Origin of the sequence: Crossiella sp. S99.2 (assembly GCF_023094165.1) — a bacterium.
GTDB lineage: Bacteria > Actinomycetota > Actinomycetes > Mycobacteriales > Pseudonocardiaceae > Crossiella.
In genome coordinates this window covers 54695-79282 of the sequence record NZ_JALMDK010000016.1, presented here as the reverse complement: position 1 = coordinate 79282, position 24588 = coordinate 54695, and the positions used below count along the sequence as shown (strand labels likewise).

The window sequence follows — 24588 nt, the reverse complement described above, 5'->3', positions numbered from 1 at the left end:
CGAGCTGGGGGAAGCCATGACCGTCGACGATCGGCTCCTGCTGGACTGCGCCACCGCCGCGCTCGCCCGGCCCGAGAGTCCACAGTGGACTGTCCGGCCCGAGGAGTTCTGGTGCTATATGGAGCCACCGGCCGGCCGACGGCGGACCCAGGGCTGGAAGCTGCACCTCTCGGCGACCCCGCTGTCCGCGCCGCTGGTGCTGGCGCGCGCGGCGGAGGTCCTGCTGCGCCGGGAGTGCCCGTTCAAGTTCGCGGCCACCCTGGCGCGGGTGGAGGAACTGGGCTCCCGGCGGTGTGATCGGGGCAGTGGCGGCAAGTTCCTCACCGCGTACCCGGACTGCGCCGAGGACGAACTCCTTGCCCTGGCCGAAGAACTGCACCAGGTGACGGCCGGCCTGCCCGGACCGGGCATTCTGTCGGACCGGCCGTATCGGCCGGGAAGCCTGGTGCACTACCGGTTCGGCGCGTTCACCGGGGTGCGGATGCTGGGCAACGACGGCGCGGACGAGGCGATGCTGATCGCACCGGACGGGAGCCTGGTCCTCGATCAGCGCAAAGCCTGGTTCACCCTGCCGCCGTGGGCGCCCCGTGACCCGTTCCGCGAGCCGGTCGAGGCTGGCTCCGCCGCGCCCAAGCCGGTGCTGCTGGACGGGCGGTTCCTGGTCACCAAGGTACTCCGGCACGCCTTCACCGGTGGTGTTTACCTTGGGGTGGAACAGGAAACCGGAGCGGAGGTCATCATCAAGCAGGCCCGCCCGCACGCCGGAGCCGGGCTGAGCGGGCAGGACATCCGGGACCGGCGGCGGCACGAGGAAGCAATGCTGCGCCGCTTCGCCGCCTCCGGACACACGGCGAAGTCCCTCGGCGTCTTCGAGCAGCAGGGTGAGCTGTTCCTGGTGCAGGAGGCGTTGCCGGGTAGCACGTTGCGGCAGTGGGTCAGCGACACCCAGGCCCCGTTCGCCCGCACGCGGGAGGTCGCGCTTGGCCTGGTGGAGCTGCTGGAGCTGGTACACGAAGCCGGTTATGTGGCCAGGGATTTCACTCCGAACAACGTCCTGGTGTTGCCAGACGGGAGCCTGCGCCTGATCGACCTCGAACTGCTCGCCGAGCCTGGCACCGGCGTGTCCCGGTCGCACACCCCGGCCTACGGCGCACCGGAACAGGCCGGCGCGGCGTCGTTCGGGCCCGCCCCCGCGCCCACGGCCGACCTGTTCAGCCTCGGCGCCACCCTGTTCTACCTGGTCAGTGGCACGGACCCGCTGCTGCCCGCCGACTCGCGCCCCACCGCCGAGCGCATCGAGAACTGGTTGCACCTGCTCAACCCCGCCGCCCGCCTGCTGGCCCCGATCATCGTGGCCCTGCTGCACGCGGACCCGGATCGCCGCCCGCCACTGGCCGAAGTGCGCGCTTTCCTTGCCGCACTGGAAGAACCGCAGCCCTCGACCTCGGCGCCCAGCCGGATCGAGGACGGCGACCTGGACCGCCTGCTCGCCGACGGCTTCGCCCACCTACTGTCCACAATGGACTCAGATGCTCCCGTGCGGCTGTGGCCGACCAACGCCTTCGGCGCCACCACCGACCCGCTCAACGTGCAGCACGGCGCCGCGGGCGTGCTGGCCGTGCTGACCCGCGCCGCCGCCACCACACCGGAGTTGACAGCCGCCGTCGATACCGCGGCCACCTGGATCGCCCGCCGGATCGACCGGGAACCACGCACCCTGCCCGGCCTCTACTTCGGCCGCTCCGGCACCGCGTGGGCGCTGCTGGAGGCCGCCGAGCTGCTCGGCGACGGGCAGCTGCGCCACCTCGCCGGCACGCTGGCCCGCCGGGTGCCGCTGCGCTGGCCGAACCCCGACATCTGCCACGGCGTGGCGGGCGCCGGCCTCACCCAGCTCCGCTTCTGGGAGGCCACCGGCGAGGAGGAATTCCTTACCAGGACAAGGGAAGCGGCCGAGACCATGGTCACCGCCGCCGAACACCGCGACGGTCACCTCCGCTGGCCGATCCCGGCCGGGTTCTCCTCCCGCCTGGCCGGAGTCGTGCACTACGGCTTCGCCCACGGCGTCGCGGGCGCGGGCGCCTTCCTGCTCGCGGCAGCCACCGCCACCGGCGAGTCCGCCTACCTGGATCTGGCCACCGCGGCCGCGGACACCCTGGCCGCAGCAGCCAGGTTCGACCGCGGCGGCGCGTACTGGCCCAGCGCCGAATCCGGCGGCCCAGCACGAACAAACTGGTGCAGCGGCTCCTCCGGCGTCGGCACCTTCCTGGCCCGGCTGTGGCAACGCACCGGCGAGGACCGGCACGCCGCCCTCGCGGTCCAAGCCGCCGTGGCCGTCCGCCGATCCCGTTGGCAGGCCGGGCTTTCGCAGTGCCACGGCCTGGCAGGCGACGCCGAGTTCCTGCTCGACCTCGCCGAGGTCACCGGCGACAAGGGCTACCGGGACTGGGCGGCGGAACTCGCGGCCGCCATCCACGCCCGCAACACCCTGCGCGCGGGCCGCCTGGTCCTGCCCGACGAATCCGGCACCGAGATCCTGGCCGACTTCAACACCGGCCTGAGCGGCACCCTGTCCTTCCTACTGCGGCTACGCGACGGCGGCCCCCGCCCCTGGCTGCCCGCCCTGCTCACCGGTACCCAGCGGTGACCAGGTCCTACCGGTCCCTGGGCTGAGTCGGGCCCAGGCCCGCGGCCACCCGCGCCAGGTGTGCGCGCAGCCACTGATTGGCCGGATCCAGCACGTGCCGCGGGTGCCAGAATCCGGCGATGGTCAACTGCGGCCCCGGCTCGGCCAGCGGCACCTCGCGTAGCCCGAGTCCCGGCCCCAGCGCCTCGAACAGTCGCCGCTGGGTCATCGTGATCAGGTGGGTGCCCGCCACCAGTTCCAGGGCCAGGGTGAAGGACTCCACGGTGACGGTGGCCGGCTGGCGCACGCCCCGCTCGGCCAGCTTGCCCCTGGGCACCGCCCACCGGTCACCCACCCCGTTGACCTGCACCGCGGGCAGGCCGGCCAGGTCCGCCGCGGTCAACGGACCGGTCAACGGGCTGTCCCGGTCGGCCACCACGATGAATTCGTCCTCGAACAGCGGGGTGTGCGGGAATTGGAGCAGCTCCTGCTCGGGCAGTTGCAGCGGCCACAGCAGCAGATCGCACCGGCCGCTGCGCACCACCTCGATCAGGTCGGCGCGCAGCGGCTCGATGGTCAGCCGCACCCCCGGCGCCTCGGTGAGCAACGCGCGCAGCGCCGGGCGCAACAGCGTGGTGGCCGCGTAGTCGCTGGCCAGCACGCTGAAGGTGCGTGATTCGGTGGCCGGGTCGAACCGGCGGCCCGCGGTGAGCACCTGCCGCGCGGCGATCAGCGCGGCCTGCACCGGCCCGGCCAGTGACTCCGCCAGCGGGGTCAGCGCCATGCCCCGGCCCTCGCGGATGAGCAGCGGATCGTCGAAATGCCTGCGCAGTTTCGCCAGCATCGCGCTCATCGACGGCTGCGCCACACTGATGCGTTCCGCGGCCCTGGTCACATTGCGCTCGATGAGCAGTGCGTTCAGCGGAAGCAGCAGGTTCAAATCAGCCCTGCCCCAGTCATCAGACACCCACCAACCCTAAACCACCGAGTTGGCCCAAGTCGTACGCACAGTTTGCCCAACTGGGTGTACCACTTGGGCCAACTCGACGGCGGAGGCGGGGCGGCGGGATCTTCGCAGGTCAGGTGAAGTATCTGGATCGCCGATGGAGCGCATAGCGAATTCGTGGGTTCTGGACTTCCGGCGCGGTGAATAGCCTCGGGAACCGCAGGGAGAAAAGGTCCGGACTTCCTCTCCGCGCTCTTCTGTCGCAATTCCGCCAGGTTGAGGGAGTTTCGCCGTGCCCGCGTTCCGCACCACCCCGCTCGCGCTCAGCAGCGCCCAGACCGGTGTCTGGTACGCCCACCAGCTCGACCCCACCGGTCTCGCGCACAACGTCGCCGAGTACCTGGAGATCACCGGCCCGCTGGACCTGGAGTTGTTCGAGCGCACCCTGCGCGTGCTGGTCGCCGAGGCGGACTGCCTGCGCGCCACCTTCACCGCCGACGAGCACGGGGTACGCCAGCACGTCGCGCCCGAGGTCGGCTTCGCCCTGGATGTGGTGGACCTGCGCGAGCGCCCCGACATGGCGCCGGAGCGGCTGCGGGTGGTGCTGGAACGGCCGTTCGACCTGGCCAGGGGACCGCTGTTCACCTTCACCGTGCTGCGCCTCGCCGAGGACAAGCACCTGTGGGTGCACTGCTACCACCACCTGGTCGCCGACGGCTACACCGTGGCCCTGCTCGCCCGCCGCGCCGGCGAGGTCTACACCCGCCTGGCCGAGGGCCTGGACGCCGGGGAGAGTCCGTTCCAGCCGCTGTCGGTGCTGCTCGCCGCCGATGCCGCCTACCAAGGGTCCGCGCAGTGGGCCAAGGACCGCGAATTCTGGACCGGCTACGGCGCCAGCCTGCCGGAACCGGTCAGCCTGTCCACCCGACCGGCCGCCCCGGCCCGGCTGGCCCTGCGCACCACCAGCCAGGTCCCGCCGGAGATCACCGCCGAGCTGGCGCGCACCGCGAAACTCGCCGGCACCTCACCCACCACCGTGATCATCGCCGCGGTGGCCGCGTTCCTGCACCGGATGACCGGCCGGGGCGAGCAGGTGCTCGGCCTGCCCACCGCCGCCCGCGGCTCCAGCGCGGCCAGGTCCGCGCCGGGCATGTCGGCAAATGTGGTGCCGCTGCACCTGTCCCTGGACCGGTCGATGACCGTGCCGCAGGTGCTCGCGCACGTCTCCACCCGGGTCAAACAGGTGCTGGCACACCAGCATTACGGCCACGCCGGGCTGCGCCGCGACCAGGGCGCGCTCACCCAGGAGGACCGGCTGTTCTGCACCCGGATCAACATCATGCGCTTCAGCTACGGCGTGCGCTTCGGCGCAGCCCCGGCCAAGGCGCACTACCTCTCCGGCACCGCCACCGACGACCTGTCGGTGATCGTCTACGACCGCAACGACGGCCACGGCCTGGAAATCACCCTGGACGCCAACCCGGCCCTGCACACCAGCACCGAGCTTGCCGGGCTGGAACAACGACTCCAGCGCTACCTGCGCGAGTTCAGCCTGCTCGGCGAACGCGCGATCGGCGCGGCCGACGTGCTCAGCGCCGCCGAACGCGAACGCCTGCTCGGCGACTGGGCCGGCGGACACACCACCAGCACCCCCGCCACCCTGGCCGACCTGGTGGCCGCCCGCGCCGCCGAGTACCCCGACCGGATCGCGGTCACCTGTGACGGCGAATCGCTGACCTACCGGGAACTCGCCGAGGACGCCAACCGCCTGGCCCGCCTGCTCATCGCCGACGGCGTCGGCCCCGGCGACCTGGTCGGCCTCGCCTTCCCACGCTCCCTGGACCTGATCACCGCGATGCTCGCCGTGATCAACTCGGGTGCGGCCTACCTGCCCATCGACACCAGCTACCCGGCCGAGCGGGTGCAGTACCTGCTCGACGACGCCAAACCCGCCCTGGTGCTCGCCCCCGACGAATCCCTGCCCGGTGCACTCCCGCTACAGGCCGAGGATGTGCGGCTGACCCTGTCCGCCCTGCCCGGCACCCCGATCACCGACGCCGAGCGGATCCGGCCGCTGACCCCGGCGGACCCGGCCTACGTCATCTACACCTCGGGCTCCACCGGCAACCCCAAGGGCGTGCCGATCCCGCACCACAACGTCGTCCGCCTGTTCACCGCGACCCAGCGGCAATACGGCTTCCACGCCGAGGACGTGTGGACGATGTTCCACTCCTACGCCTTCGACTTCTCCGTCTGGGAGATCTGGGGCCCGCTGCTGCACGGGGCCCGCCTGGTGGTGGTCCCGCACGCGGTGACCCGCTCCTCGCCGGAGTTCCTGCGCCTGCTGGTCGAGGAACAGGTCACCATCCTCAGCCAGACCCCGTCGGCCTTCTACCAACTCATGGCCGCCGAACGGGCCGAGCCGGAACTCGGGGCGCGACTGGCGTTGCGCGCGGTCACCTTCGGCGGCGAGGCACTGGACCTGACCCGCCTGGCCGACTGGTACGACCGGCATCCCGAGGACGCGCCCGTGCTGGTCAACATGTACGGCATCACCGAGACCACGGTGCACGTCACCCAGCTCGCGCTCAGCCGCGGGGACTGCGTGCCAGGGGCAGGCAGCCTGATTGGCCGGGCCATCGACGACCTGCGGGTCTACCTGCTCGACGAGCACGGCGAACTGGTGCCGCCCGGCATGCCCGGCGAGATCTACGTGGCCGGCCCCGGCGTGGCCCCCGGCTATCTCAACCGGCCGGAACTGACCGCCGCCCGATTCGTGCCGGACCCGTTCGGGGCGCCGGGGGAGCGGCTCTACCGCAGCGGCGACCTGGCCCGCTGGACCGAGGACGGCTGCCTGCAGTACCTGGGCCGCGCCGACGACCAGGTCAAGATCCGCGGCTTCCGGATCGAACTCGGCGAGATCGAGGCCGCACTCGGCCGCCACCCCGAAGTGGCCCAGGCCGTGGTGGTGGTCCGCGAGGACAAACCCGGCGACAAACGCCTGGTCGGCTACGCGGTGCCCAGGGCCGCGGCGGTGCTCGACCCGCTCACGCTGCGCGCACACCTCGCGGACCTGCTGCCCGAGCACATGGTGCCCGCCGCGGTGGTGGTGCTGACCCAGATCCCGTTGACCCGCAACGGCAAAGCCGACCGGCGCGCCCTGCCCGCCCCCGACTACGCCGCCGCCGCGGACCTCTCCCGCGCCCCAAGCACCGACCGGGAACGCCTGCTGTGCGCACTGTTCGCCGAGGTGCTCGGCCTGGCCGAGGTCGGCGTGGCGGACAGCTTCTTCAGCCTCGGCGGGGACAGCATCCTGGCCATCCAGCTGGTCGCCAGAGCCCGCGCTGCCGGGCTGCTGATCAGTCCGCGCGAGGTGTTCACCCACCGCACCGCGACGGCACTGGCCGAGATCGCCGAGGAAGTCCACAGTGGACCGACGGACGCGGCGGACGTCGGCCCGGTCCCGCTGACCCCGGTGCTGCGCTGGCTGGCCGCCCAGGACACCCCGATCGACGACTACCACCAGTGGGTCCTGCTGCACACCCCAGCCGAACTGACCGCCGACCGCCTGACTGAACTGCTCCAGTCCGTTGTGGACAGTCACGACCTGCTGCACGCCCGCCTGGACGAGCAGTGGCGGCTGCACGTGACCGAGTCCGCCCCGGTGTTCCTGCGCTGCGTCGAGGACGATCCCGAGAACCACCGCGCGGACCTGGTGTCCTGGCTGGATCCGGCCCAGGGCAAGGTATTCGGCGCGGTCTGGCAGCCCGGCGCGCCCGGCCGCCTGCTACTGGTGGCCAACCACCTCGTAGTGGACGGTGTGTCCTGGCGAATCCTGGCCGACGACCTCGCCAACGCCTGGTCCGGCGCAGCGCTGTCCCGTCCGCACACTTCCTTCCACCGCTGGGCCACCGCGCTCACCGCCGCCGACCGCTCGGCGGAAAAGGAACACTGGCAGCAGATCCTGGCCACCCCGGACCCACAACTCGGCGCCCCCACCGGCGAAACCGGCCGCGGCGACCTGACCGTCACCCTGTCCACCGACGCCACCGAAGCCCTGCTCACCACCGTGCCGAGGGCCTTCCACACCGGCGTGCACGAGATCCTGCTCACCGCCGCCACCCGCGCCCTGAACGCCTGGCGCGGCACCCCGCTCGCGCCGGTGCTACTGGAGGTGGAGAACCACGGCCGCGAACAGGAAGCGGTGCCCGGCGCGGAACTCTCCCGCACCATCGGCTGGTTCACCGACCTACACCCGGTCGCCCTCACCCCGGCCGCCAACCCCGCCGAGTCGGTCAAGCAAATCAAGGAACAACTCGCCGCCACCCCCGGCGACGGACTCGGCTACGGCCTGCTCCGCCACGTCGGCGGCGCCTTCGCCGACGCCCCCACCCCGCAGGTGCTGTTCAACTACCTCGGCCGCTTCGGCGTCAACGACGGCGAGTTCACCGTGCGCGGCTTCGGCGGCGCCCGAGACCCACGCATGACACCCACCCACCCGCTGGAACTCAACGCCCTCGCCGAAGAAACCCCCGACGGTCCCCTCCTGACCGCCACCTTCTCCTACGACCGCACCCGCCTCACCCACACCGACGCCACCACACTGGCCCAGTCCTGGCTGACCGCGCTCACCGAACTCGCACAGCTACGCCAAGGCGGCCGCACCCCATCGGATTTCCCACTGGCCCAACTCAACCAGACCCGCGTCGACCAGCTCACCAGGGCGCACACACACCTCACCGACATCCTGCCGGTCACCCCCCTGCAACGGGAAATGCTGGCGCACACCGCCCGCACCGCCCACGGCCCGGACGTCTACACCGTGCAGGTGCTCTTCGACCTCGACGGCGACCTGGACCAGGACCGCCTGCACGCGGCCTGTCAGGCCCTGATCGACCGCCACCCCGCCCTGCGCGCCTGCTTCCCCGACCAGGACACCCAGCTCGTGGTGGCCCAGGCGGAACTGCCCTGGCAGACCAGCGAAGTGTCCACAGTGGACGAAGTAGTGACCGCCGACCGCGCTCACCGCTTCGACCCAGCCCGCCCACCACTGCTGCGCGCCCACCTGATGCGCCTGGCCCAGCACCGGCACACCCTGCTGCTGAGCCTGCACCACGCCGTGGTCGACGGCTGGTCCCTGTCAGTCCTCTTCAGCGAGTTGTTTCGCCACTACGCGGGCCAGCCGCTGGCGCCTGCCCCAGCCTTCGCCGACCACCTGACCTGGCTGTCCACACAGGACAGTGCCGCCGCCACCCGCACCTGGACCGAACTCCTGGACGGCGCCAAACCCACCCTGTTTGCGCCACCCCAAGCAGAAAACCCCGCCCTACTCCCCGAACAACATCCCCTGCGGCTGTCCGCGGAGCAGACCACCGCCCTGCTCCGCACCGCCCGCACCCACGGCCTCACCCTGGGCGCCCTGATCCGCGCGGCCTGGGCCCGCACCCTGCACGACCTGACCGGCGCCGAAGACCTGCTATTGGGCGCCACCGTCTCCGGCCGCACCCCGGAAATCCCGGCCATGGAAGCCAGAATCGGCCTGCACACCAACATCATCCCGGTCCGCTCCCGCCCAGAAATCGGCGAACCCCCACTCACCCTGGCCGCCCGCCTCCAGTCCGACCACGTGACCGTCCTACCCCACCAACACCTCGGCTGGCCCACCATCGCCCAGGAACTCGGCCACCAACACCTGTTCGCCGCCCACCTGGTCTTCCACAACTACCCCCTGAACCCCACCGCCTTCACCCGCCTGGGCGAGGTCACGGTCCGCGACCTCCAGGTCAACGACGGCACCCACTACCCCCTGTCCCTGGTGGCCCGGCAGGAAGGCGCGGAACTGGCCCTGCGGGTAGACCACCGCCCGGACGCGATCAGCCCCGAGGAGGCAGCCGAGATCGCCAACCACCTCCGCCACCACCTGGAAAGCCTGGCCGCACAGGGCTGAACTGACACCGCCGAGGGGCTGGGCCTAGTGCCCAATCCCTCGGCGCTCACCCTATGGCGCGTGCCCCAGACGAAAGGCCGAGGCTGGTGCGCGCGGTGACGATGTCATCCACGAACTGCAGCGGGTGCGGTTGCCGGGTGTGCCAAGGCATGGTGCGCAGCGCACCAGGCCTCGTCGACCGCCGGAGCGGGGAACAGCGTATGGCGACCAGAGCCGGCCCGTGGACCAGGAAACCGAGTGCGAGGGGTGGCGGGGTTAGGTGGTCCAGTCTGGGCGGCCGGGCATGGGTGGGGTGGTGTCGCTGTACAGCCAGCGGTGGAAGTAGTCGGTTAGGTTTTGGCCGGAGATTTCGTTGGTGACGGTGATGTAGTCCTGGGTGCTGGCTGACTTGTGCTGGTAGCGGTTGAGGAAGGTCTGTTCGATGCGGCGGAAGGTGTCCGGGCCGACCAGGGTGTGCAGGCCCTCCAGCATTAGTTGGCCGGGGACGTTGGTGTCGAACAGGACGCTGTAGGGGTTCTTCAGGTGGCCGGCTGAGCCGATTGTGGTGCGGTTCTTCTGGTCGGACTGGTACAGGGACTTCAGTTCCTTTTCCAGGTCGATCCAGCCGCGGCTGGCCGCGTAGCGGCGTTCGTAGAACCGGGCGTGGCCCTCGCTCAGCCACATGTCGTCCCAGGTGGCCACCGAGACCGCGTCGCCGAAGTATTGGTGGGTCAGCTCGTGGACCAGGGTGGGCGCCTGGTCCTTCGGCGGCAGGGACAGGCCGGCGCCGTAGGTGGACAGGGTGGCGGTTTCCAGGGCTACGGAGTTGTAGGTGCTGGACAGGCCGAGCACGCCGTAGCCGGTGAACGGGTAGGGGCCTAGCTCCTTGGCCAGCCAGGCCAGGTGGTCTGGGGTTTCCCTGGCTGTGCGCTCCATGTCGGCGGTGAGGTCCTTGCCCTGGAAAGGGGCCGTGGACAGGTAGCTGCGGATCGGCAGGTTGTTCGGACCGGCCTGGGTGATCCCGCGGAAGCGGCCCACCGCCAACTGCACCACGTGCGTGGGCATGGGGCGGTCGGTGTGGTAGGTCCAGGTGGTGGTGCCGTCCGGGTGCGGCTCCTTGGTCACCAGGTCGCCGTTAGCCACCGCGGTGCGGTCGTTCGGCGCGGTCAGGCGGAAGGTGAACTTCGCCTTGTCGCTGGGGTGGTCGTTGTTGGGGAAGAACAGGTGTGCGCGGTCGGGCTGGCCCATCACCGCGAATCCGTCCGGGGTCTCCACCCAGGCCCGCATCGGCCACTGCATCCCCGGCGGCAGACTGATGCCCGGCGGTGTTGGGTGCTGGCCGCGATCGGCGGTGTAGTCGACCTGGATGGTGAACAACTCGCCCGCGCGGAGCACCTTCGCCGGGCCGAGGAGCAGTTTCTCCTTCTCCTGCCGGAACTCCGCCCGGCGACCGTCCACGGTGACCGCTTTGATCTGCTGGGCCGCCGCGTCCAGGCTCAGTGCGGAGAGGTTCTGGGTGGCCTTGGCCCGGACGGTGACCGAGGCCGGCATCAGCTGGCTACCGTCCACATAGGACATGCTCACGTCGTAGTCGAGCACGTCGTAGCCGCCGTTGCCCAGCTCGGGGAACAGCCGGTCGCCCAGGGTCCGTGCGCCGGGGGAGCCTTCGTCGCGCGCGAGGGCGTCCACGGTCGGGGTGAGCAGGGCGGCTGCTGTGAGGGATAGTGCCAGCGCTAGCCGGAGCATTGCGGTCCTTTCTTGGGAATCACTCACAGCATGCTTGGCTCGCTGAGCGGGTGCATCGGCGTTGACGGCACAGTCGGGTAGCACCAAAGTCGTACGGGGAGCACCCGGGGGTGGTCCAGCTCACCGTCGCGGTCAGGGGACGAAGACCGCGCCCACGCTCTGGTTGTTGGCCTCGATCACGAAGGAGTTGCTGCCCGAGTTCGCGGTGACCCTGGTGTGGAAGACGAACTCGCGCGAGCAGTTCGGCGCGATGGGCACGTTGATGAGGTACTTATTGATCTTGAAGTGGTGGATGGTGTGGGTGACGTTGACTCCGGCGAGGTCGCCGTTGGTGATGGTCTTGCAGACCGAACCGTCCGCGGCGAGCTGCTCCATCACCAGTTGCGTGCCCACCAGTGAATTCCGGCCGTCCATCCGGGCCTTGAGCGAGCGCTTGCAGAGGTCCCCGTCATCGGTCTCGTCCTTGCCGTAGCAGACCGTCACGTTCAGGTCGCTGATCGCCTGGACGGCGGTCGCGCCCGCGGGGGCGGTGAACGACACCGAGTTCGCCCGCACCGAGGTGTTCACCAGGACCTTGCCGTTGAACGTCTGCCGCACCGCGGTGGTGGCGCCGTGCACGTCCTGCAGGTAGGAGGAGGGCATCACCTCGAGGTGGCCGGGCCGGTCCGCGGTGTGGTTGACGAACTGCGCGTAGACCTCGCAGTGCAGCAGGCTGTCGGCGGGCGCGGTCACGAAACCCCGGGTGATCAGGGTGGTCGCGGTGTTCGCCAGCACGTTCTGCCCGCTCACCAGCCGGGCGACGTTGGTCGTCTGCCCCGGCCGCCGGCAGAGGACCAGGTGCGAGACCTCGCTGATCTCGTCCACGTCGTCCACGGTCAGCCTGCTGTTGAGGTAGCGGGTCTGCCCGGCTGGGATGGTGACCCGGCCACCGAGTGATCGGGTGATCTTCTGCGCGGCGGTGGCGCCCGAGCGCTGGGTTGCGTAGCCGCCCGGGTTGGAGATCGGCACCGGGTCCGCCGCGCTCGCGGTGCCCGGCAGGACCACCGCCGACAACGCAACGGCAAGGAGCCCGGCACCGGCCACTGTGGACAGACGCTTGCTGCGCACTGAATTCCCCCTCGACTCGCTCACCGATCTGGCTGGCAGCATAGTCGCGCACCGCGTTCCCGCCTGTCGAGCCCGTGACGCGGGTGGTCGTCACGGGCCCGACGGGGGAGTTACTGGACGGTGAGGGTGTACTCGGTGCTGCCGGTCTTGCCCGCGCTGTCGGTGGCGACGATGGTGATCTTGTGGGTGCCGGTCTGGAACGGGGCGGCGATGCTCATCCGGGAGCTGCCGCCGGGGTTGACGGTGGAGGGCAGGAACATCGGCGCGGACGGCAGGCCCTGGGCGCTGAGGCTGATCGGGCCGGTGCCGCCAGTGACGGTGATGGTGCTGTTGATGAATCCGCCCGGTGAGACGGTGCCGGAAGCCGGTGTGGCCGCGGGCTTCGGGCCTTCGGTGGTGCCACCCTCGCCCACGGTGAGGGTGTAGCCGGCGGTCTTCGAGCCGGAGGTGCCCTTGGCGGTGACGGTGATCTGGTAGGTGCCCTTCGGGGTGCTCGACGCGGTCTCGATGGTCAGTTTGGCGACCTCGCCCGAGTTGATCGAGGTGGGCTGGAAGGTGGCGGTGGCGGCGGTGGGCAGGCCGGCGGCGCTGAGTTCCAGCTTCTCCGGGCCCTGATCGCCCGCCTTGCTGGTGACGCTGGTGGAGACGTGCTTGCCGGGCTCGACCTTGCCGGAAGACGGGGACAGGTCCACGGTGAACTTGCCCTCGCCGGGCTGTCCGCCGCCGATCTCCTTCTTCGCCCAGTCACCCATCTCGTTGGTCAGCCGGGCCATGATGCTGTACCGGTCGCAGCCACCGGCGCCCCAGGAGACGACCCCGGCCACCACACCGTCCACAATGTACGGACCGCCGCTGTCGCCGGAGCAGGTGGCGACGCGGCCGTCGTCAAAACCGATGCACACCATGACATCCGGGTTGACCTTGACGTTGAAGACCTGGCAGTTCTTGGCGTCGTTGACCGGCAGGGTGGCCTTGTAGAGCACACCCGAACCGCCGCTGGCCCCGGTCTTGCCGTAGCCGACGACGGTGCCGGACTTGCCGGGCGCGGTCAGCGCGCTGTCGCCGGAGCCCGCCACCTTCGCCCACTGGCTCGGTGGCACGGGCAGGTCGTCCTCGGTGGTGATCACCGCGACGTCGTAGCCGGTCTGCCAGGAGTTCGGGCCGGTGTAACGCGGGTGCACCTTGTGCGAGGCGACCTTGGTGCGGAAGGTCTCGCCGCCGGGTGAGGTGAGGTCGTCGTCGCCGTAGACGTAGCTCTTGGCGCCGCCGACGTCGATCATGCAGTGCGCGGCAGTGAGGATCTTGCGCTTGCCCACCACCGCGGCGGTGCAGGACTGGCCCTGCGGCCCACCACCGCCGGCCCGCAGGCCCGCGATGACGAACGGATTTTCCTTGACCGTGGTGCGCTGTCCGTTGACCACCTGGGCGCCCACGTCCCCGGACCTGAGCTGGTCGGTGGGGGTGACGGCGTCGCTGATCTTGTCGGCGGGCGCGGCCGCGGCGGCGGTCATCGGCAGGGTCAGCGCGGCCAGGGCCAGGCAGATCGTGATGACCAGACGTGGTGTTCGCATCGTGCTCCTCGCATTGCAGGGTAAGGAAAAGCAGGGATGTTGATCAGAAGGTGATCGACCAGCCGGTCAGGGCGCCGGTGTCGAAGCGGTAGACATCGCGCACCGACAGCCGCCAGGTGCCGTTGGCGTCCTCGCGCGAGCCGTCCACGGTGAAACTCCGGTGCACGCCACCGGTTTCGCCGACCCCGCCCGCGCGCTGCAGCGGATAGGTGGCTCCGCTCGGGCCGATCAGGTCGATGGCCAGATCGCCGGTGTAGCCGTGGTCGATGTCCACCCGGACCGGCAGTGTCGCGGAAGCCTTGCCCTGGCAGGATTCCTGCACGACGCTGGTGCCGACCGCGGATCCGGCGTCCGGAATGGACAGATCCTCCTCGTTGGTCTTGACGCCGCAGCGGGGCGGCGGGTTGCCGCCGATGAAGCCGGTGTAGAGCAACTTGTTCGGCGAACCGGCCCCCGGGTTGGTGACCAGGTCGGGGGTGGCGTTGTCCACCAAGGCATCCCGGACCTGTTGCGGGGTCGCACCCGGGTTCGCGCCCAGGTACAGCGCGGCACCGCCCGCGCCGTGCGGGGAGGCCATCGAGGTGCCGCTGCCGGTGCGGAAACTGCCGGTGTGGTCGGTGGAGTAGATGTTGCCGCCGGGGGCGAACAGGTCGACGCAGCGGCCGTAGTTGCCGCTGCGGCCGCCACCCTGGTTGATCCAGCCGACGGTGAGTGCTTCCGGGGTGCGGCCGGGGCTGGCCGTGCACGCGTCCTGGCCGTTGTTGCCCGCCGCGACCGCGACCACAAATCCCTTGGCCACCAACGCCTTGACCTGTTCGTCGCCGACGCCGACGGTGTCCATGACCAGGCTGAGGTTCACCACCCCTGGCTTGACCCCGTTCTTGCCCACCCATTCCAGGGCGCTGACCGTGGCCGAATCCGGCCCGGAACCACCGCAGTTGAGCGAGCGGACCGCGACCACCTTGGCTTTCTTGGCCACCCCGACGGTCTTGCCCGCGATGGTGCCTGCCACGTGGCTGCCGTGCCAGAAGCAGTCACTGGCGTCGTTGTCGTTGTCGATGAAGTCGTAGCCGTGGCTGGCCCGGCCCTCGAACTCCGGGTGCCGGATACCCACCCCGGAGTCGATCACGTAGGCGGTGACGTTGTCCGCGGTGTTCGGGTAGGCGTATTTCTTGTCCAGGCTGGTGGTTCGCTGGTCGATCTGGTCCAGGCCCCAGGACGGCGGGTTGGGCTGTTCCCCGGCCACCGCCCTGGTCGTGCCGTCCTCGTGCACCGCCTTGACCGAGGGGTCCGCGGCCAGGCGTTTGGCCTGCCCCTCGGACAGCTCGCGGACAGCGAACCCGTTCAGCGTCACCGAGTAGGTCTCGGCGACCACCCCGCCGTAGCGCTGGGTGAGCGTGGCCGCGGCGGTGCGGGCGTCCTCCTTGAGCACCACGATGTAGCGTCCGGTGTGGTGCTCGCGGGCCTGGACGACCGCGCCTTCGGGCTCGGCGGTGGCGACCCCGGTGACGGTGGCCATCGCGACCGCGGCCACCGCCAGCAGGCTCGCGGTACTGCGTAGTCTGCGCATTGGTTTCCTCCTTCTCGCATAGCGCTCGGACATCACCATTCGGCGTCGGGGGAGGGGGAACAACCGTGGTAAACCCCCGTAGGGGTACTGGACTTGGGCGCAGGTCTTCTGGGGGCGACACCCGCCGAAATACGCTGCGAGCCATGACCGGAGCGCCGTTGATCGGCCGGGACGCGGAGCTGGCCGCCCTGCGCGCCGCGATTGCCCAGCCGCCCGCGGTGGCCTTTGTGGAGGGCGAGGCGGGGATCGGCAAGAGCAGGCTGGTGGCCGAACTCGCCACGCACCCACCCGCCCAGGTGGTGGTCGCCGCCTGCCAGCCGCTGCCCGACCCGTTTCCCTACGGCGTGCTGCTGGACTGCCTCAGCCACTGCGGCGACCGGCTGCGCGAACCAGGCCCGGTGACCGGCGCGCTACGCGATTACCTGCCCGAACTCGCCGACCGGCTGCCCCCGGCCCCGCCGCCGCTGGGTGATCCGGAAGCCGAACGGCACCGGGTGTTCCGCGCGTTCCGGCAGTTGCTCGGCGCGCTGGGACGGGTGGTGCTGGTCCTGGAAGACCTGCACTGGGCGGATGAGCGCACCCGCCAGGTGCTGCGGTTTGTGCTCGCCGACCCGCCGCCCGGACTGTCCCTGGTGCTCACCTACCGGCGCGAGGACCTCGCCGGCGCGGCCCCGCTCGGCCGTGCCCTGCGCGTCCCGCCCGGCGTGACCGGGACACACCTGGTGCTGCGCCCCTTCGACGTCGGGCAGGTGCGTGCGCTGATCAACACGATGCCGGGCACGCGGCTCGGTGTCGAGGCCGTGCTGCGGGAGACGGCCGGGATCCCGTTCGTGGTGGAGCAGGTGCTGCGTGCGGACGGGCCCGGGGTGCCGGTCCTGGTGGCCGAGGCGGTCCAGGAACGGCTGCGGAACCTGCCCGCCGCGGCCCGCGCACTCGCCGAGGCCGCCGCGGTGCTGGACGTCCCGGAGCTGGGCGACACCCTGACCGCGGTCGCGGGCGAGGCCGATCCGGCGCACCTGGTCACCCTGGTGCGCTCGGCCGTGCTGGCCGAGATTCCGTTGAACCGCTACGGATTCCGGTATCCACTGGCGGCCCGCGCGGTACGCGAGTCACTGCCAGGCCCGCGCCGCGCTGAACTCCACCAGCGTGCCCTGCGAGTGCTCTCCCGCCTCGACCACAAGCCCCTGGCGCGGTTGGCGGCCCACGCCAAGGCGGCCGGTCTGACCGGAGATTGGTTGCACTACAGCGAATTGGCCGCCGACGCCGCGATTGTGCGCCGGGACCTGCCCGCCGCGGTCGAGCTGCTCTCCGCGGTGCTCGCCGATGCGGAGGTGCGCCCCGCGGAGGTGAACCGGCTGGCGACCAAGCTGTGCGCCACCGCGCTGACCGGACTGCACGACCCCGCGGTGCTCACCCGCGTCGAGGATCTGCTCGCGGATCCGCGGCTGACCGCCGAGGTCCGGGGTGAGGTGCGGCTGTGGTTCGGCCTGCTGCTGCTCCGCGACACCGGCGAACCGGACCGCGCCGAGGCGGAGATCGCGCACGCCATCGACCAGCTGGGCGACCAGCCGGACCGGGTCGCGCGCGGCATGGCCGTGCTGGCCGTGCCCTACCTGAGCACCGCGCCCATCGCCGAACACCAGGCCCTGCTGGACCGGGTGGACGGCGTGCTGGACCAGTTGCCCACCCGGACTCTGCGCACCGCCGTGCTGGCCACCACCCTCGGCGGCAGACTGATCGCCGGCGACCCCAGCGCCTGGTCCCGCGCCGCCCGCCTGCCGTCTCCGGCCGAGGTCACCGACCCGGAGGAGATCCGCCACCTGGCCCGCGCGCACTGCAACCTGGCCGACGCCTGCTCCTGGATAGGCCACCACAAGCAAGCCCGCGCCTTCCTGCGCACCGGCCTGACCCTGGCCGCCCGGGTCGGCGCCCCGTACGTGACCGGCACCGCCGAGGCCACCACGGTTCGGCTGGACTGGCTGACCGGGCAGTGGTCCGGACTCGACGAGCGCATCACCGAACTGGTCCGCACCTACGCCCACCTGCCCCCGGTCACCACCGAACTGCACCTGGCCCAGGCCTGGCTGGCCACTGCCCGCGGCGACTGGGCCCGCGCCGAAAGCGGATTCCACGCGGCTGTGGGCCCACACCCGGTCGCCGCCACCATGCCGGTGCGCATCGCCGCCGCCGGGGGACTGGCCGCCCTGCTGCTCAGCCGCGGCGATCCCACGGCTGCCGCGCCGCACGCTGAACGCGGTCTGACCTTGTTGCGCGCCAAGGGCGCCTGGGCCTGGGCAGGCGATGTGGTGCCCCAGGCCGTCGACTGCTACCTGGCTACCGGGAGCGTCGATGTGGTACAGGATCTCCTTGCCGAGCTGGCCGACGGGCTCATCGGAACTGATGCCCCTTACGCCCAGGCAACCCTGACCGCCTGCGAGGCCAAACTCGCTGCTGCCACCGGCAACCACGAGTCCCACCGTCTGCACCAGTCCGCGATCGAGCAGCACCAGGCATTGGGCCTGACCTACCGTGCCACTCAGCTCGCCGAACAGGCGGGCGCCACCGACTTCAGCGCGCTCGCCCAGGCTTACGACGCCCTCGGCGCCACCGTGGATGCCGCGCGTTGCCGCCACCGGTTGCGTGGCACCGGTGTGGCCACACCGTCACCCCGGGGCAGACGCGGCTACGGCAGCCAGCTTTCGCCGCGGGAGCGGGACGTTGCCCGGCTGGTCGCGGGCGGTCATACCAACCGGGAGATCGCCGAGACGTTGTTCCTGTCGCGACGGACGGTGGAGGAGTACGTGGGCAAGGTGTGCCGCAAGCTCAATGTGTCTTCCCGCAACGACATCAGGCTGTGAGGCCACCCGCCGTGATCCGGCGGGTGGCCGATGGAGCCGCTGTCACGCGCGGAAGAACGCCCGCAAATCACCCGCAAGCACCTCAGGCCGCTCCATCGCCGCGAAGTGACCGCCGTCCGGAAACTCCGACCAGTGCACGATGTTGGAGTTGTCCCGGTCGGCGAAGGTCCGGATGGTGGTGAAGTCGTTCTTGAAGACCGCGACCCCGGTCCGGGACGGGTTCACCGCCGGTTCCGCCCCCGCCCTGCCCTCCTCGAAGTGGTAGCGGCCCGCGGTCGCCTGGGTGTTGGTGAACCAGTACAGCGACACCTGGGTCAGGATCTGCTCGGTGGTGACCAGACTCGTGCCGTCGCCGAAGTTGTTGAACAGTTCGCTGTAGGCGAGCTGGCCGACGGGGGAGTCGGCGATGGCGGCGCCGATGGTCTGCGGGCGGGTCCCGTTCATCTGGTTGTAGCCGCCGACGGACTGGAACCACTGGAGGTGTTCCAGCGCCGCGTAGTCCTTGGGCTCCAGCTTCTCGAACTCCGCCGGGTCGCCGGAGGGGAAGGAGAACAGCTGCAGCACGTGCAGGCCGAGGAAACCCTCCGGCTGCAGCAGGCCCAGCTCGCGGGAGATCATCGCGCCGCCGTCGCTGCCGTGCGCGCCATAGGAGTCGTAGCCGAGGCGGCGCATCAGTTTGTCGAAGGTCTCCGCGACCTTGCGCATGGTCCAGCCGCGGCCGGACAGCGGTGTGCTGAAGCCGAAACCGGGGATCGAGGGCACCACGACGGAGAACGCGTCCGCCGCGTCGCCGCCGTGCGCGACCGGGTCGGTGAGTGGGCCGATCATGTCGAGGAAGTCGGCGAAGGAGCCGGGGTAGGTGTGCAGCAGCAGCAACGGGGTCGCGTTCGCCTCCTTCGACGGCACGTGCACGAAGTGCACGGTCTGCTCGTCGATTTCGGTCAGGTACTGGGGTAACTCGTTCAGCCGGGCTTCCTGGGCGCGCCAGTCGAACTTGGTGCGCCAGTGCTCGACGGTCTCGCTGAGATAGCTGTTCGGGGTGCCGTACTCCCAGTCGTCGGTGGGCGCGGGCCGCGGCAGCCGGGTGCGGGCGAGGCGCTCGTTGAGGTCGTCCAGGTCAGCCTGGGCGATGTCGATGCGGAAGGGGCGGATGTCCGTGGAGTTCGTCATGGCGCAGACTCTAGAGAACTTTTAGGCACGTTAGGTTCCTATATGGTCACGTCATGCTGGACACTTCTTCGCGGCTGCTCGCCCTGCTGGCGCTGATGCAGTCCCGGCCGGAGTGGCCGGGCTCGGAGCTGGCCGAGCGGTTGCAGGTCAGCGGGCGCACCATCCGCAACGACATCGAGCGGCTGCGCGGGCTGGGCTATCCGGTCGAGGCCACCCGCGGGCCCGCCGGGTACTACCGGCTGGGGGCAGGGGCGAAGCTGCCGCCGTTGCTGCTCGATGACGAGGAGGCGGTGGCGGTCGCGGTCGGGCTGCGGGCCGGACGCGGGGTCGCCGGCATCGAGGACAGCGCCGCGCGGGCACTGGGCAAGCTCGAACAGGTGTTGCCGCACCGGTTGCGGCGGCAGGTGAGCGCGTTGCGCGCGGCGGTGGCCGAGGGGCCGGACAACACCGGCAGCAACGTGGTGGATCCGGTGGTGGACGCGGCCCTGCTGGCCACGATCGCGGCCGCGGTTCGGGACACGGAGTTGCTCCGGTTCGACTACACCGCCCCGGTCCGGGAGGACGACGCGCCGCTGCGCAACGACGCCTCGGCGCCGTTCGCTGACTGGCCGGTGCTGGTGGAGCCGTATCGGCTGGTGAGCTGGCAGCGGTACTGGTACCTGGTGGCGCGCGGCCCGGAGACCGGGGCGTGGCACACCTACCGGGTGGACTGGATCACGCTGCGGATGCCGACCGGCCGCCGGTTCACGCCGGTTCCCTTGCCCGGCGGTGACTATCTGAGTTTCGTGCTGCGTGATGTGGCCGTGGCGGGCTGGCGGGTGCACGCCCGGATCACCGTGCGTGCACCCGCGCAGGAGGTGCTGGCCCGCATCAACGCGGCCGTCGGCGTGGTCGAGGCGGTGGACGAGTCCACCTCGGTGCTGGTGACCGGCGCGGACAGCCTGGAGATGCTCGCGGTCTACGTCGGCATGCTCGGCCTGGACTTCCAGGTCACCGAGCCACCCGAACTGGTCGAGCACATCCGCACCCTCGGCAGGCGCTACGCCCGCGCCGTCGAGTAGGCAAGCCGCCGTGTTGGCCGTTGTCGTACGGTGTCTTGGCCGTTGTGGACGGTGTGTTGGCCGACTGGCGTACCAGTTCGGCCAAGACTGGGTACGACAACGGCCAACACGCCGGTGGGTTACGGACCGAGCAGGTCGAGCACGTCCGTGCGGTCGAAGTGTTCCGCCCAGGATCGGGCGTCGCCGTCGAAGCGGCAGTCGCGCAGGCCGGGGTCCGCGCCCAGTTCCAGCAGCAGCCGGACCACTTCGAGGTCGCCGACCTGGATGGCGGTGTGCAGCGCGGTCTGCCACGGGTGCTCCAGCGGCACGTCGCCGCGGCCGCGGGCGTTGACGTCGAACCCGTTGTCCACCAACAGTTTCACTGCCTCGGGGCGATGGTGCGCCGCGGCCCAGACCACGAGCCCCGGCCGGGCGGCGCGGGCAGCTTCGACGACGTGCGGCGGGGTGGCCTCGACTTCGGCCCGGTCTCCGGCGAGGGCCGCGGCGATGAAGGCGTCCATGGGATTCAGCTTCGGTTCGTGCGCGCGCAGATCATGCAACTGCTTCGCCAGCTTGCGGTGGCCGTTGCGCAGCGCGTGTTCCAGTGGCGTGGCGCCGTCGGCGAGTGGGCTGGTCACGTCGACGCCGTGCGCGGCCAGCAGGGCCACCCGCTTGCGCTGGTCGTGGGTGACCGCCCAGTGCAGCAGCCCGCGTACCAGTTCCTCGGGTGAGCCGAGCAGGTCGGGCACCAGACGTCGCCACGGGCCGCCGTCGCCCTGGCCGAGGCCGAACTCCAGCAGTAGTTCGGCGAAATCGTCCTGTTCGGTGAACATGCGGTTGTAGAGGCTCTGCCCGTCGTTGGGGTTGGCGCCCGCCTCCAGGAGCAGGCGGGCCAGGGCGATGCTGTGCGGGTGCGGTGGCTGGTCTTCCTCGCCGCCGCCCAGCGCCCCGGTCAGCACGGTGAAAGGTGTTGGCAGGCCAAGGAAAAACCGGCCGTCGTTGGGGTCGGCGCCAGCGTCCAGCAACAGCCGCGCGGCGGCGAGGGTGTCCGCCTGGCTCACCTCGACGCGGGCGTAGGCGAGGTACATCAGCGGCGGCCAGTCGAAGGGGGCGGCGGGCTTGGCCGCCGAGGCCCCGGCGGCCAGATGTTGTTGCAGCGCTGGGACATCGGCGCAGGCGGCGGCCACCGCCAGGCTGGTCGCGGGCAGGTCCGGGTGCTGGTGCCGCAGTCGGGTCGCCTCGACCCAGCGGTCGGGAGTGTCCTCGGCGAAGTTGAGGCAGGCCAGCCGGAGGAAGCGGGCCGCGGGCGATTCCGCGCCGGCCGGCTCGGTGTAGACCCAGGTGCGGGAGTTGATCGCCTCGACGTGCCGTTGCAGGCGCGGCCAGCTGGCGAAGCCGTAGCGGCGGGCCAGGGTGCGCTGCGCGTCGGCGAGGGTGCCGCCAGGGGTGGCCCGGTGCAGCTCTTTGGCCTGCTTGCGGAGCTGGCCGAGATCGGGTCGTTCGGGCAGCGGGACGGTCGTCATCACGACCTCCTTCCATGTCCCCGTGGTCCGCGTGACGGGGTGAAAGGAGGTGGGTTGACCAGGGGTTACCCGCCTTCGATGGGCAGGCTCAGCCTTTTCCGCGGACCCGGAGGCGACCCAACTCGCCTGTCGGCAGCCTACCTCGCCGTCCGGACCTTCGCCCGTCATATCAATGTCTGTTAGTTTGTCGATGTGAGTGTAGACCGTGGTGACGAGTGCGACCTGCTGTGCCTGGACCTGCCGCTCGCCGAGGAGATCCGGGCCGGACTGCCCGAGCTGCCCGCGGTGGAACCGGCCGCCGCGGCCGCGCGGGCGCTGGGTGACCCGACCCGGCTGACCATGGCCGCCGCGCTGTACTCCGGCGGCGAGCTGTGCGTGTGCGACCTATCCTGGGTCGTCGGCCAGGCGCAGAACCTGACCTCGCACCACCTGCGCCAGCTCAAGCACGCCGGGATGGTCAGCTCACGCCGGGACGGCCGCCTGGTCATGTACGCCCTCACCGACCGCGGCCGCGCGCTGGTCAGCGCGGTGCTCGGCGACCACGTGCGGGGCTGAACGATGTCCGACGCGTGCTGCGGTCCCCAGCCCGCCGACACCGCGGGCCCGGCCCGGTTATGGCAGGTCAGGGAGCTCCAGCTGGCCGCGCTCGCCGCGGCCCTGTTCGCCGCGGGCTGGCTGATCGGCGAGGACCCGGCCGGCACCGGGCTGACGCTGGCCGCCGCCGTGGCCGGTGCTGCCACCTTTGTGCCCGGCGCGGTGCGCAACCTGCTGCGTGGCCGCATCGGTGTCGGCACCCTGATGACCATTGCCGCGATCGGCGCGGTCGCCCTCGGCCAGCTCACCGAGGCCGCGCTGCTCGGCGTGCTGTTCTCCCTCGCCGAGGGCCTGGAGCACTACGCCGTTGCTCGCACCCGGCACGGTCTGCGCGCCCTGCTCGACCTGGTGCCGCCGACCGCCTCGGTGCTGCGCGCGGGCGCCGAAGTCCAGGTACCGCCGGAAGAACTCGGGCTCGGCGACCGGATGTTGTTGCGGCCCGGCGCCCGCGCGGCCACTGACGGGGTGATCCGCGCCGGGCACACCAGCCTGGACCTGTCCGCGATCACCGGTGAGTCGGTGCCGGTGGAGGCCGGGCACGGCGAGGTCGTGCCCGCCGGGGCGATTAACGGCGGCGGGGCCATCGAGGTCGAGGTCACCGCGCTGGCCGCGGACTCCTCGCTGGCCCGGATCGTGCACATCGTCGAGCAGGCTCAGGAACGCAAGGGCAGCGGGCAGCGGCTGGCCGACCGGATCGCCCGCCCGCTGGTGCCCGCGATCATGATCCTGGCGGTGCTGATCGCCGGACTTGGCGCGCTGCTGGGCGATCCGCTGCTGTGGCTGGAACGGGCGCTGGTGGTGCTGGTCGCGGCCTCACCGTGTGCGCTGGCCATCGCCATCCCGCTCACCGTGGTCGCCGCCGTCGGCGCGGCCAGCCGGCAGGGCGCGCTGGTCAAGGGCGGGGCCGCGCTGGAGGAGCTGGGCCGGATCGGCGTGGTCGCGCTGGACAAGACCGGCACCCTCACCCGCAACAGCCCGCGAGTGGTGGACGTGCGATCCGCCGACGGCGTCACCCGGGACCAGGTGCTGACTGCGGCCGCCGCGCTGGAGGCCCGCAGCGAACACCCCCTCGCCCGCGCGATCCTGGCCGCCGCCAACACGGTGCTCGCCGCCACCGACGTGACCGCGGTCCCCGGCCACGGCCTGCACGGCGTACTCGACGGCGCGGTCCTGCGCCTGGGAAAACCGGGCTGGATCACCCCCGGCCCGCTGCACACCGAGGTCGAACGCCTCCAGGAGGCAGGCGCGACGGTCGTACTCATCGAATGCGACAACGAGCTGCTCGGCGCGATCGCCGTGCGCGATGAACTCCGCGCCGAAGCCCCGGAAGTTGTTGCCCAGCTGGGCAAGCTCGGCATCGGGGTCGCCATGCTCACCGGCGACAACGCCCGCACCGCGACCGCCCTGGCCACCGAGGCCGGGATCAGCACGGTGCACGCCGACCTGCGGCCCGAGGACAAAGCCGCGCTGGTGACCCGGCTCCGCGGCAGCCGCCGGATCGCCATGGTCGGCGACGGCGTCAACGACGCACCCGCGCTGGCCACCGCCGAGGTCGGCATCGCCATGGGCGCGATGGGCGCTGACGTGGCCATCGAGACCGCCGACGTCGCGCTGATGGGGGAGGACCTGCGTCACCTCCCGCAGTTGCTCTCCCATGCCCGGCGCGCCCGCCGGGTCATGCTGCAGAACGTCGGCCTGTCCCTGGCCATCATCGGGGTGCTGATCCCGTTGGCCGCCTTCGGTGTGCTCGGCCTGGCCACCGTGGTGTTCGTGCACGAGCTGGCCGAGGTCCTGGTCATCCTCAACGCCATCCGCGCCGCCCGGCTGCCCGCGGTGGCGTGAACCGCACCGCGGGTACAACTTGGGCCAACTGGTACGCCCGCTTGGGCAAACTTGGCGTACCAGTTGGCCCAA

Annotated in this window: 13 protein-coding genes; 6 read left to right on the top strand and 7 right to left on the bottom strand. The window is 71.1% G+C overall.

The features are described from left to right. Positions 1-16: 16 nt before the first annotated feature. Entirely contained in the window at positions 17-2644 is a 2628-nt protein-coding gene (gene lanL, locus MZC64_RS40570) for a class IV lanthionine synthetase LanL (protein WP_247764959.1), read from the top strand. A 7-nt stretch (positions 2645-2651) separates the two neighbouring features. Here the strand turns inward: lanL and MZC64_RS40565 are convergent, their stop codons facing one another. Then, positions 2652-3590, bottom strand: coding sequence for a LysR family transcriptional regulator (locus MZC64_RS40565; protein WP_247764958.1), 939 nt, complete (start codon positions 3588-3590; stop codon positions 2652-2654). A 271-nt stretch (positions 3591-3861) separates the two neighbouring features. On the opposite strand from MZC64_RS40565, the gene MZC64_RS48980 reads away from it, so the two are divergent. Then, positions 3862-9516 (top strand): non-ribosomal peptide synthetase, encoded by a 5655-nt coding sequence (locus MZC64_RS48980; protein WP_247764957.1) that lies wholly within the window; start codon positions 3862-3864, stop codon positions 9514-9516. 255 nt (positions 9517-9771) lie between these two features. On the opposite strand, the gene MZC64_RS40555 is transcribed toward MZC64_RS48980, so the two are convergent. From MZC64_RS40555 to MZC64_RS40540, 4 genes are all read right to left on the bottom strand, one after another. Continuing rightward, a complete protein-coding gene (locus MZC64_RS40555; RefSeq protein WP_247764956.1) occupies positions 9772-11241 on the bottom strand; it encodes a M1 family metallopeptidase in 1470 nt (489 codons plus the stop codon). A gap of 132 nt (positions 11242-11373) precedes the next feature. Continuing rightward, the gene (locus tag MZC64_RS40550; RefSeq protein ID WP_247764955.1) at positions 11374-12348 is read right to left on the bottom strand and encodes a hypothetical protein; all 975 of its coding nucleotides are present in this window, start codon (positions 12346-12348) and stop codon (positions 11374-11376) included. A gap of 110 nt (positions 12349-12458) precedes the next feature. Beyond that, positions 12459-13919: a serine protease gene (locus MZC64_RS40545; protein ID WP_247764954.1), complete on the bottom strand. Its 1461-nt coding sequence runs from the start codon at positions 13917-13919 to the stop codon at positions 12459-12461. Positions 13920-13962: 43 nt separating this feature from the next. Then, a complete protein-coding gene (locus tag MZC64_RS40540; protein WP_247764953.1) occupies positions 13963-15489 on the bottom strand; it encodes a S8 family peptidase in 1527 nt (508 codons plus the stop codon). Between the two features lie 143 nt (positions 15490-15632). Between MZC64_RS40540 and MZC64_RS40535 the strand changes: the two genes are divergently transcribed. Beyond that, a complete protein-coding gene (locus tag MZC64_RS40535) occupies positions 15633-18347 on the top strand; it encodes an AAA family ATPase (RefSeq protein WP_247764952.1) in 2715 nt (904 codons plus the stop codon). 42 nt (positions 18348-18389) lie between these two features. Here MZC64_RS40535 and MZC64_RS40530 read toward each other — a convergent pair whose 3' ends face one another. Further along, positions 18390-19517, bottom strand: a complete 1128-nt coding sequence (locus tag MZC64_RS40530) for an epoxide hydrolase family protein (RefSeq protein WP_247764951.1) — start codon at positions 19515-19517, stop codon at positions 18390-18392. 53 nt (positions 19518-19570) lie between these two features. On the opposite strand from MZC64_RS40530, the gene MZC64_RS40525 reads away from it, so the two are divergent. After that, on the top strand, positions 19571-20578 hold the full coding sequence (locus MZC64_RS40525) for a YafY family protein (RefSeq protein WP_247764950.1): 1008 nt from the start codon (positions 19571-19573) through the stop codon (positions 20576-20578). Between the two features lie 119 nt (positions 20579-20697). Here MZC64_RS40525 and MZC64_RS40520 read toward each other — a convergent pair whose 3' ends face one another. After that, positions 20698-22080, bottom strand: a complete 1383-nt coding sequence (locus MZC64_RS40520) for an ankyrin repeat domain-containing protein (RefSeq protein WP_247764949.1) — start codon at positions 22078-22080, stop codon at positions 20698-20700. 192 nt (positions 22081-22272) lie between these two features. Here MZC64_RS40520 and MZC64_RS40515 point away from each other — a divergent pair, with 192 nt between their 5' ends. Together MZC64_RS40515 and MZC64_RS40510 are read left to right on the top strand one after the other, a co-directional pair. After that, entirely contained in the window at positions 22273-22635 is a 363-nt protein-coding gene (locus tag MZC64_RS40515; protein ID WP_247764948.1) for a metalloregulator ArsR/SmtB family transcription factor, read from the top strand. 3 nt (positions 22636-22638) lie between these two features. Next, positions 22639-24516 carry a cation-translocating P-type ATPase gene (locus MZC64_RS40510; protein WP_247764947.1) on the top strand — a complete coding sequence of 626 codons (1878 nt, stop codon included), beginning with the start codon at positions 22639-22641 and terminating at the stop codon, positions 24514-24516. Positions 24517-24588 lie beyond the last annotated feature (72 nt).